Origin of the sequence: Aquamicrobium defluvii (assembly GCF_004363725.1) — a bacterium.
GTDB lineage: Bacteria > Pseudomonadota > Alphaproteobacteria > Rhizobiales > Rhizobiaceae > Mesorhizobium > Mesorhizobium defluvii.
On sequence record NZ_SNZF01000029.1, the window covers coordinates 38,703 to 47,995 of the forward strand.

The following is a 9,293-nucleotide window of genomic DNA, read 5'->3' on the forward strand; positions in this document are numbered from 1 at the left end:
GGGAGGAGGGCTCATGGGTATCAGCAGATTCTTGCTGAATTCGATAACTTCATTCGAGAAGCTGCTGGGAGGGTTGGCCCTTTCCGGGGCTGCCGGGCTGCTGGTTTTCGACGTAGTCAGCCGCGAACTGTTCGGCTCCGGAGTTTATGGAGCACAGAAGGTCGCCGTCTATCTTGCCGCAAGCGCGGCACTCCTCGGCATGACCGTTGCCGTCCACCAGGGCGGGCATTTGCGGATCACGGGCATAGACACCCTGATCCCGAGGCGCTTGTTCCCCCTGGTGGTGAGGGCAGGCGATGCGTTGAGCGCCGCCGTTTGCCTGTATCTGGCATTTTACGCGGCGAAGCTGGTCAGAAACTCTGCCATGTTTGGTGAGGCCGATCCTGTTCTTGGTTTCCCCATCTGGGCCGTGCAGATCATTTTGCCCGTCGTCTTCCTGCTCGCCGCGCTCAAGTACCTGCTTCACGCATTTGATAGCTCCCTCAAGCCGGCCGAGATGGAAGAATGACCACGACTTCTTCTTTTTCTGAGCCCCGTGAGGGTGGCCAGGCGCTGGGTCTCTATCTGTTTGCGGCGGTGCTCGCGCTGCTGGCCTTGCTCGGTGCTCTTGGGCTCACATCGCTCAAAGTATCGGGGTTCGGGGCGCTCATTGTCGTTCTGCTTTACTTCAGGCTTCCCATTATTCTGGTCGTCGGTGTCCTGGCGGCGGGTGTTCATGCGCTCTTCGCGTCCAACAGCGACGTCGAATATCTCATGCAAGACATGTGGTTCGCTCTGGACCGCGAAGTCCTGCTTTCGGTGCCGATGTTTATCCTGGCAGGCGCACTGATGGCGCGCGGTTCCATTGCCAAGAGTCTCATCAATTGCATGAGTGCATTTACCGCTGGCCTGCCCGGAGGGCTGGCGGTTGCAACCACCCTCGCCTGCGCGGTGTTCGCGGCGATATCGGGCTCGTCCATCGTCACCATGCTTGCAGTGGGGTCGATCGCCTATCCCGCCATGATCCGCCAGGGCTATGACGAAAAGTTCTCCATCGGCCTCATTGCTGCGGCCGGTTCGCTGGGCATCATGATACCGCCATCCATCGCCATGATCCTCTATGGCATCATGACCGAGACGTCGATTACACGACTGTTCACGGGCGGCATTAAGCCGGGATTGCTGCTTGCAGGGATGTTGGTCCTCTATTCGGTTGCGATGAACCTCCGCCGCAACAGCGGCAGGTTTTCCGCATCGGCGGCGGCGCGCAGCGTAGTGGCGGGTTTCTGGGCACTGATGATGCCGGTCATATTGCTGGGCGGTATCTATGGAGGCTATTTCAGCCCGACTGAAGCGGCTGCGGTGTCGCTGCTCTATGCGGCTCTGGTGGAGCTGTTCATTTATCGGGAGATGAAATTAGCCGACTACAAAAAGGTGGTGGTCGAGTCCCTGATCATGCTGGGCAGGTTGCTGCCACTGGTGGCAATTGCCTCGAGCCTGAACACGATCCTGGACTATGAAGGCGTAACCCAGGCATGGGTTGTCGCAATCGGGCAGGCAATCGAGAATCCAGTGCTGTTGATGATCGCTGTCAATCTGCTGTTGCTCGGTGTCGGTTGCATCATGGAGGTTAGCTCGGCCATGGTCGTGCTCTCGCCATTGCTGATGCCGATCATGGTCAATGCAGGTTACGACCCGGTCCACTTCGGAGTCGTGATGACCGCCAATCTCGAAATCGGCTATCTGACACCGCCTGTCGGACTGAACCTCGTGGTAGCGATGGTCGCCTTCAAGAAGGAATTCAGTGAAGTGGTTCGCTCGGTCTTGCCATTCCTGGTGCTGATGTTGATCTGGCTGGTGATTGTGTGCGTGTATCCGGCAATGGTCGTCTGAGGCTGTCCGCACGACGGACATGGTTGTGCGGGAGCGGGTGCAGTGGCGAGATTGGAAGCAGATGACTGGCTATACAGTGGTGACGGGCGCGGCCAGCGGAATGGGGCGCGCCATTGCAGAGGCACTGGCGAAGGATGGTGAAAGGCTCGTCCTGATCGACATTGATCCGCTCGTGCACGAATTGTCCCTTCCGGCGGGAGGCGACGCCATTATCACCCGGGTTGCAGACATAAGCGATGCCGAGAGCATCAGGTCGATCCTGGATCGCGTCAACAGCGAGCATGGCCCCACATTAAAGCTGGTCAACAACGCAGCGATGATGAGAAACAAACCGCTGGCCGAACTCTCGCTCGACGACTGGAAAAAGCTGTTGGATGTTAATCTCACCGGGGCATTCATACTGTCACAGGCAGTAGGACGCCACATGCGCGCCGCCGGAGACGGAGCGATCGTCCATATTGGCTCGGTTGCAGCTGCTTTCGGGCGTAATGGAGGCGGTGCCTATAGTGCGGCCAAGGCCGGTATCGTGGGCCTCTCCAACACGATTTGTGTCGAATGGGGGGCCTATGGCATCCGAAGCAATGTGGTGCATCCGGGGCTGATGCGTACGCCGCTTTCCGAAGCGTTCTATCGTGACACGCACGTGAATGCGCAGCGCCGCGCGCAAATTTCCCTTGGCCGCCCGGGAGTGGGCGAAGATGTTGCACAGGTGGTCCGGTTCCTGCTGTCGGACGGCGGACGATACATGAGCGGCGCAGAAATCACGGTCGATGGCGGCTTCTCGCGGATGGCGCTGAAGAACTATCCCGTCCCCAAAATCTGACCTGAAAATCCGGATATTGCCACGGGAATCCGGTTTACAGGGACACCAACTAGCGTTAGTTTCGAGACTAACAAGCGTAAGTTTGTATGCCGGTCATTCGCCGGTGGGACCGAGGAGGAGAGAATGCTGAAAATCAGAAGTATCGTTGGAGGCGCTGCGCTTGCCGGGCTCCTTGCCGCCACGCCGGCGGTAGGGCAGGAGGCCTGGAAGCTCGGTCAGGTCGGTGCTCCGGGTAGCGGCTTGGCGGTCATGGGCGACAAGTTCGCCACAGCGGTCACGGAAGCTTCGGGCGGGGCGTTCACTGTCGAGAGGCAGTTCATTGGCAATGAGCAGGAGATGGTCCAGCAGGTGTTGCGCGGGCGCGTCGAGATGGGCGTGACCTCGCCGCAGGGCATGGGCGTAGCCATTCCGGCCGGTACGGTGCTCGGTCTTCCTTTCCTTTGGAAAAGCGACGAGGAGCGCGACTTTGTCGTGCAAACGAAAGTGAAGCCCGTTCTGGAGGCAATTTACGAGAAGGCGGGCCTCAAACTGTTGCAGATCTCTTCCGCCGGCTACTACGGCGTCTTCTGCAAGGTCGACTGCTCCGATCCGGCAACACTGAAGCAGCAGAAGGTCCGTGTTTCGGCAACTGTGCCGTCGCGCGTGTTCTGGGAAAATCAGCAAGTTAATCCCGTGCAGCTTCCGGTCTCGGAACTGTGGCCTGGTCTGGAACAGAATCTCGTCGTCGCGGCTGATATTCCTTTGCCATACTACGTGACGACGCCGGCAGTTGAATCGGCGCCCCATTTTGTGGCTGCCAAGCATTTCCATGCGGACTGGATTTATTTCATGAACCTGCGCAAGTGGAATGGCCTTTCGGACGAGCAGCGCACTGCCATCCAAGAAAAAATCCCCACCTCGCAGGAACTGACCGCCTTCTACGACAGCGAGGTGGAAAAGGCGCGGCGCCAGCTCGTGGACGAATTCAAGGGCCACTACTACGAGCTCAACGATGAGCAACGTGCCAAGTGGCATAACAACATTGAAACGAAATATCCGGAAATCCTGGCATCCATGACAGAAGAGGCGCGCTCGCTCTACGAGGTGATCGTCGCTGCCAAGAAGGAATTCGCAGTTCGCTGAAGCCTGAGGGTCGCCATTCCTGGGATGGCGACCTTCACCACCCTTGCTGGAGACAGGACATTCATCTTGCAGTCGACCGGACAAGCTGCGCAGCAGATCTCAGTCGTTACTGGATGTGCATCCGGACTTGGGGCAGCCCTCGTTTCGAGCCTGCTCGAGCGGGGCCATCGAGTTCACGGAATCGATGTGCGGGCTGGGGAGGAGTCCCGAATATGCTTCCACGCCTGCGATCTTCGTAGTGTCGAAGCAACTGAAGCTGCCTTCGCCCGGATCGCCCAGCGGGAAGGCGACATCGACAATCTTTTCAATTTTGCTGGCATTCGTGGAAGCAAGGCTTCGGTAGAGCAGATTTCCGCACAGGAGTTTGCAGCAGTCCTCGAAGTCAATCTGTTCGGGACATTTCACGCCACGCGCTCGGCCGTCCCCCTCCTGTCGAAGCGCGGCGGCAACGTCATCAACGTCGGGTCCATTCTCGGGCGCAGCATTGTTCCCGGCGCGTCACAATACATCGCTTCCAAATTTGCCATCGAAGGCTTCACCAAGGCATGTGCCCTTGAACTTGCGTCGCGGGGCATTCGGGTCAATGCAATTGCGCCTGGAACCGTCGCCACGCCCATCAACTTGCAGGCGTTCGAGTCCTATGACGCGCTGATGGCGGCTTATGGCTCGTGCTATCCGATGGGTCGCATCTGCGCGCCGCAGGATGTGGTGGATGCGGCATTGTGGCTTACCGGACCGAATGCCGCCTTTGTGACCGGCCAGGTACTTTACGTGGATGGCGGATACACATTGGCAAACTGACATGTTCTGAGAGGCCGAACCCGGTCTCGATCGGGATCAGGGGGTCGGCTTGCCGACCCCCCTTGCCGGTTTCAGGCTGCTGATTTGATATAGGCCATCTCGTCCGCCGCGTTTGTAAACGCCTTTCTCCCGTTTTCTTCCGACAGAATGGCATTGATGTGCTGCGCGACGAAGTCCGGCGTAGGCATGACGCCTTCAGGAAGGAACACGCCGGTGGTGCCCGAAACCTGCGCCGACCCATAGAAGCCGCCTGCCGCCGATAGGATGATGCCAGTGTGGTCGCAAATCTCGCTGGCGAGATAGGCCAGCGCTGCACTCGGTACGGCAGGGCTGAACTTCTGCTCCAGTTCGCCGGTGAAGATGGCTTCCGTCATTGCCGTTGCGGCCATGGGAGCGAGGCAATTCACGCGGATACCGTATCTGAAGCCTTCTTCCTTCAGCGTATTCATCAGGCCGACGAGCCCCGCTTTGGCGGCAGCATAGTTTGCCTGTCCGAAATTCCCATAAAGGCCGGAATTGGAAGTGGTGAAGACCACGCGCCCGTAGCCGGCATCCTTCATGTGGTTCCAGGCCGCATGTGTGACATAGGCGGCTCCGTTGAGATGCACGCCGATCACGGCGTCCCAGTCTTCCAGTGGCATCTTGGCGAAGCTGCGGTCGCGCACGAAACCGGCATTGTTGACGACGATGTCGACGCGACCCCAGGTGGAAACCGCCATGTCGATGATCTGCGCCGCCTGTTCCGGCGCCATCACCGAGGAAAAATCGGCTATGGCCTCTCCGCCCAGTGCGCGGATCTCGTCCACGACGGCTTCCGCCGTGGGTGGATTGCCGTCACGCGCAGGTGCCGGGTCGTTGACCACGACTTTCGCGCCGCGTGCGGCCAGCAGGAGCGCGTGGCTACGTCCCAGGCCGGTGCCCGCGCCGGTTACGACCGCAACCCGGCCATCAAAGCGGATAGTCATGCATTCAACTCCATCATATCAACTTGAGTTCTTTCTTCTGGATCTTTCCCGAAGGCCCCTTGGGAAGGGGGGTCGTCCGGAAATCGGCGGATTCAGGAATCTTGTAGTCGGCCAGTTGCGCTGTGCAGAAAGCTTGCAGGGAAGGCAGATCCAGGCCTGTGTCCGTGCTGTAGATCACCGCATGAACGCGCTCGCCCAGCACGGCGCATTGTTTGGGAACGACTGCGACTTCGACGACGCCGGGCAGTCCCTGCAGAACATTTTCCACCTCGGCCGAGTAGATCTTGTAGCCGCCGCGGTTGATAACGTCCTTGATGCGGTCCATCAGGACGACGTATCCATCTTCATCCATACGGACGACGTCGCCCGTTCGCCAATATCCGTCGATAAAATTGGCGCTCGTTGCTTCCGGATCGCCGAAATATTCGCGGGCCAGCATCGGGCCCTTGATCCACAACTCTCCGGCATGTCCCCGCGGGACTTCGTTTCCCTTGTCGTCGACAACGACGATTTCCACGCAGGGAAGCGGCCTGCCGATCGAGTAGGCGCGTTCAACCCCTTCGCCCGGTCGGATCATGATGGCAGGCGAGCTTGTCTCCGTGGCGCCGTAGCCGTTCACCAATTGCAGCCATGGCATTTTCTGCGCCAGGATCTTGATGGTGGGTTCCGGCATAGGTGACCCGCCATAGTTGCCTATCCTCCAGGCACTCAAGTCGAATTTGTCGAAATCGTCGACCATCAGGCAAAGCGAGTACATGGCCGGGACCATAACGGTCCAGTTCATGCGGCAGCGAGCGGCTAAGTCCAGGAAGTCGCGTGCCTTGAAGCGTTCCATCAGCATCATCGATGAGCCGTTCTGCAGCGCAACAAGCACACCCATGATGAGGCCCGTGACATGAGTTATGGGTGTCACTACGCCAATGACGTCATCCTGCCTGAGGCCGATGTTCTCCCAGAAATGGAGGCAGGAATGGATAATGCCGAAATGGGTGAGGACCGCGCCCTTCGGTTTGCCGGTCGTGCCCGACGTATAGACTATAAAAGCTGGATCTTCCTCCTCGATGGCTACCAGTTCAAGGCTCCCGGCAGGTGAAGGTGGTACTGCATCGAGGGCCAGGACACGGTCGCGGCAAAGGGTCGTCTGCATGGCTGCGGTCAGGTCCGGCGCCGCCAGAACCAGCCGAGCGCCGGAATCGGTGGCAATGAAGTCGACCTCTGCTGGAGTCAGGCGCGCGTCTACCGGTATGGTTATGATGCCCGTGGCAAAGCCCGCATAGAGGGCGGCGATGTAGTCTGGCCGGTTGCCGGAGTAGATGACCACCCGGTCTCCCTTGCGAAGGCCGTTCTCACGAAAACAGCTGGCAAAGCCTGCGATCATGGCGTGCAGGGCATCATAGCTTGTGACCGCATTTTCCGTGATGATGGCGGCCTTGGCCCTGTCGTCGGGCAACGTCTTGAGAAAACGGCTGAAAAGGGCGTTGTCCCGTTTGGCGTAACAACGAACCAACCGGTTGCCATAGTGTAGCTCGCGCAAGATCTGCGTCATCGTCCGCCGCTCTCCAAATTCCGCATTCCAGCCATAGCGTGAATATCCTCTTGATATTGCGAGCCAGTGTATACTAACAACCGTTAGTAAGTTTCACAAGTTTCTTTTTTTGATTCTGACCTGCCAGCAGTCTGAGGAACCACCATGTTCGCCGAAAGCAATGTCGCGCCGCTCAGCCGTGAGGATGTCGAGTTCAACCTTTTTCAGGTCCTGAAGTCCGAGCATCTCCTGCAACGTCCGGAATTCGCTCATCATGATCAAGCGACCTTCAATGCGGTTCTTGAGGCGGCCGAAGGGCTCTCGATCGAGAAATTCCAGAATCACTACCGCAAGTCCGACACATTTGAACCGACCTTCGATGGCGAACGCGTCACGACGCTTGCGGAGACGCGCGAGGCGATCATGTCGTTCGTCGAGGCAGGTTTCCTGACAGCCGGGCTCGATGAGGAATCTGGCGGCATCAGGTTGCCCTTCTCGATTCTTCAGGCGTGTTACGCCTTTTTCCAGGCAGGCAACATTTCCACCACGGCCTATCTGTTCCTGACGGCTTCTGGCTCGAATGTGATCGGGCGCTTCGGAACGCGTTGGCAGAAGGAAACCTTCATGAAGCCGATGTTGGAGGGGCGCTTCCTTGGCACCATGTGCCTGAGCGAACCTCAGGCTGGGTCAGGCCTGGCAGATATCCGCACTCGGGCCGTCCGCGAACCCGATGGTAGCTATCTTATCCGCGGTACCAAGATGTGGATTTCTGCCGGCGAGCATGAAATGTCGGAGAACATCGTTCATCTGGTTCTCGCACGCGTGGAGGGCGCGCCGAAAGGCACGCGGGGAATATCGTTGTTTATTGTTCCAAAGTACCGGGTCAACGACGATGGTTCACTTGGCGCACGCAACGATGTCCTGCTGGCAGGCCTCAACCACAAGATGGGGTGGCGCGGCATCACCAACACCGTCCTGAATTTCGGGGACAACGGCGAGTGCCAGGGCTTTCTTGTCGGGGAAGAGAACCGGGGACTGGAATACATGTTCGTCATGATGAACGAGGCGCGAATTTCCGTTGGAACGGGCGCCACGGTGCTAGGGGTGGCAGGCTACCGCTATAGCAGCGCGTATTCGAAGACACGTCTGCAAGGGCGACTGGCGGGGCAGAAGGATCCTGGACTACCCCAGGTGCCGATACACCTCCACGCGGATGTGCGGCGCATGCTACTGACACAGAAGGCCTATGCAGAAGGAGCGTTGGCGCTATGTCTGTATACTGCGCGGCTCGTGGACGACGTGGCTACGGATCCTGACCCCGAGGCGCGGGAGCGCGCCCATCTGATGCTCGAATTGCTTACCCCGGTCGTGAAGGCGTGGCCGAGCCAGTTTTGTCTGGAAGCAAACAATCTCGCGATCCAGGTGCTGGGGGGCTATGGTTACACGCGCGATTATCCAGTTGAGCAATACTACCGCGATAACCGGCTGAACCCCATCCACGAAGGCACCAACGGGATCATGGCTCTGGACCTGCTTGGGCGGAAAGTCGGTATGAAAGCGGGCGCCGCAATTGACGATTTCGGTGAAAGGGTCAGGGCCGACATTGGCGTCGCGCCGCAGTCGATCCAAGCCTATGCCAACAAACTGGGCGTAAAACTGGATCGCTTGATCGACATGACGCGAAGCCTGATTTCCGATGGGCGGTCGGCGGAGTATCTGGCAAATGCCTCATATTACGCCAACGCATTCGGACATCTGACCATAGGCTGGATGTGGCTGCGTCAAGCCTCTGCGGCCGAGAATCTGCTGATCCGCGGCGAGGGGGAGGGCGCGTTTCTGCGCTCGAAGGTGACTGCGATGAAGTTCTTCTTCGACACGGAGCTTGATCTGGTCGAAAACTGGCTTTCAATCGTCCCACGCGTCCAGGAGGCTTTGCTTTCTGACGTCGACATCGTCTAAGCTTTTATGCGAAAATTATTAGATGGTTCAACAGGCTGTGATGGGGCTGCGTCAAGCATCTATAGCGTTCGCTGGCTCACAGCATCGAAGGGCACGGGCACTGATCCTGGCTGTACGAGTGCAACGGATCTAGCAACTGTGTCTAGGCGGCTTTGCCTGTCTGCCATGGCGTAGCGGTTTTGAGGACGGCGTTTGCGGTTACGACCAGCCTGCGTGCGCCTGCAAT

The 9,293-nt window shown here is 58.5% G+C and carries 8 protein-coding genes; 6 read left to right on the forward strand and 2 right to left on the reverse strand.

The window, feature by feature from the left end; translation table 11 throughout:
- Positions 1 to 13 precede the first annotated feature (13 nt).
- The 5 genes from DES43_RS18100 (at position 14) to DES43_RS18120 (ending at position 4,618) form a co-directional block, all read left to right on the forward strand.
- The gene (locus DES43_RS18100) at positions 14 to 508 is read left to right on the forward strand and encodes a TRAP transporter small permease (protein WP_035029281.1); all 495 of its coding nucleotides are present in this window, start codon (positions 14 to 16) and stop codon (positions 506 to 508) included.
- Positions 505 to 1,872, forward strand: coding sequence for a TRAP transporter large permease (locus tag DES43_RS18105; protein WP_084496548.1), 1,368 nt, complete (start codon positions 505 to 507; stop codon positions 1,870 to 1,872). Before DES43_RS18100 ends, DES43_RS18105 begins: the two co-directional genes overlap by 4 nt.
- A gap of 61 nt (positions 1,873 to 1,933) precedes the next feature.
- A complete protein-coding gene (locus DES43_RS18110; RefSeq protein ID WP_051520669.1) occupies positions 1,934 to 2,695 on the forward strand; it encodes an SDR family NAD(P)-dependent oxidoreductase in 762 nt (253 codons plus the stop codon).
- A 123-nt stretch (positions 2,696 to 2,818) separates the two neighbouring features.
- Positions 2,819 to 3,817 (forward strand): TRAP transporter substrate-binding protein, encoded by a 999-nt coding sequence (locus DES43_RS18115; RefSeq protein WP_035029276.1) that lies wholly within the window; start codon positions 2,819 to 2,821, stop codon positions 3,815 to 3,817.
- A gap of 24 nt (positions 3,818 to 3,841) precedes the next feature.
- A complete protein-coding gene (locus DES43_RS18120; RefSeq protein WP_084496547.1) occupies positions 3,842 to 4,618 on the forward strand; it encodes an SDR family NAD(P)-dependent oxidoreductase in 777 nt (258 codons plus the stop codon).
- Between the two features lie 71 nt (positions 4,619 to 4,689).
- On the opposite strand, the gene DES43_RS18125 is transcribed toward DES43_RS18120, so the two are convergent.
- Both DES43_RS18125 and DES43_RS18130 read right to left on the reverse strand, forming a co-directional pair.
- Entirely contained in the window at positions 4,690 to 5,583 is an 894-nt protein-coding gene (locus DES43_RS18125) for an SDR family NAD(P)-dependent oxidoreductase (RefSeq protein ID WP_035029272.1), read from the reverse strand.
- A 13-nt stretch (positions 5,584 to 5,596) separates the two neighbouring features.
- Complete coding sequence (locus DES43_RS18130) at positions 5,597 to 7,129, reverse strand: class I adenylate-forming enzyme family protein (RefSeq protein ID WP_133675900.1); 1,533 nt, start codon at positions 7,127 to 7,129, stop codon at positions 5,597 to 5,599.
- A 144-nt stretch (positions 7,130 to 7,273) separates the two neighbouring features.
- Between DES43_RS18130 and DES43_RS18135 the strand changes: the two genes are divergently transcribed.
- A complete protein-coding gene (locus tag DES43_RS18135; RefSeq protein ID WP_035029265.1) occupies positions 7,274 to 9,067 on the forward strand; it encodes an acyl-CoA dehydrogenase family protein in 1,794 nt (597 codons plus the stop codon).
- The last annotated feature ends 226 nt before the right edge of the window (positions 9,068 to 9,293 follow it).

Excerpts from the sequence above, each read along its gene's own strand:
- DES43_RS18100 (WP_035029281.1), top strand. The coding sequence starts at position 14 with ATGGGTATCAGCAGATTCTTGCTGAATTCGATAACTTCATTCGAGAAG.
- DES43_RS18105 (WP_084496548.1), top strand. The coding sequence starts at position 505 with ATGACCACGACTTCTTCTTTTTCTGAGCCCCGTGAGGGTGGCCAGGCG.
- DES43_RS18110 (WP_051520669.1), top strand. The coding sequence starts at position 1,934 with ATGACTGGCTATACAGTGGTGACGGGCGCGGCCAGCGGAATGGGGCGC.
- DES43_RS18115 (WP_035029276.1), top strand. The coding sequence starts at position 2,819 with ATGCTGAAAATCAGAAGTATCGTTGGAGGCGCTGCGCTTGCCGGGCTC.
- DES43_RS18120 (WP_084496547.1), top strand. The coding sequence starts at position 3,842 with ATGGCGACCTTCACCACCCTTGCTGGAGACAGGACATTCATCTTGCAG.
- DES43_RS18125 (WP_035029272.1), bottom strand. The coding sequence starts at position 5,583 with ATGACTATCCGCTTTGATGGCCGGGTTGCGGTCGTAACCGGCGCGGGC.
- DES43_RS18130 (WP_133675900.1), bottom strand. The coding sequence starts at position 7,129 with ATGACGCAGATCTTGCGCGAGCTACACTATGGCAACCGGTTGGTTCGT.
- DES43_RS18135 (WP_035029265.1), top strand. The coding sequence starts at position 7,274 with ATGTTCGCCGAAAGCAATGTCGCGCCGCTCAGCCGTGAGGATGTCGAG.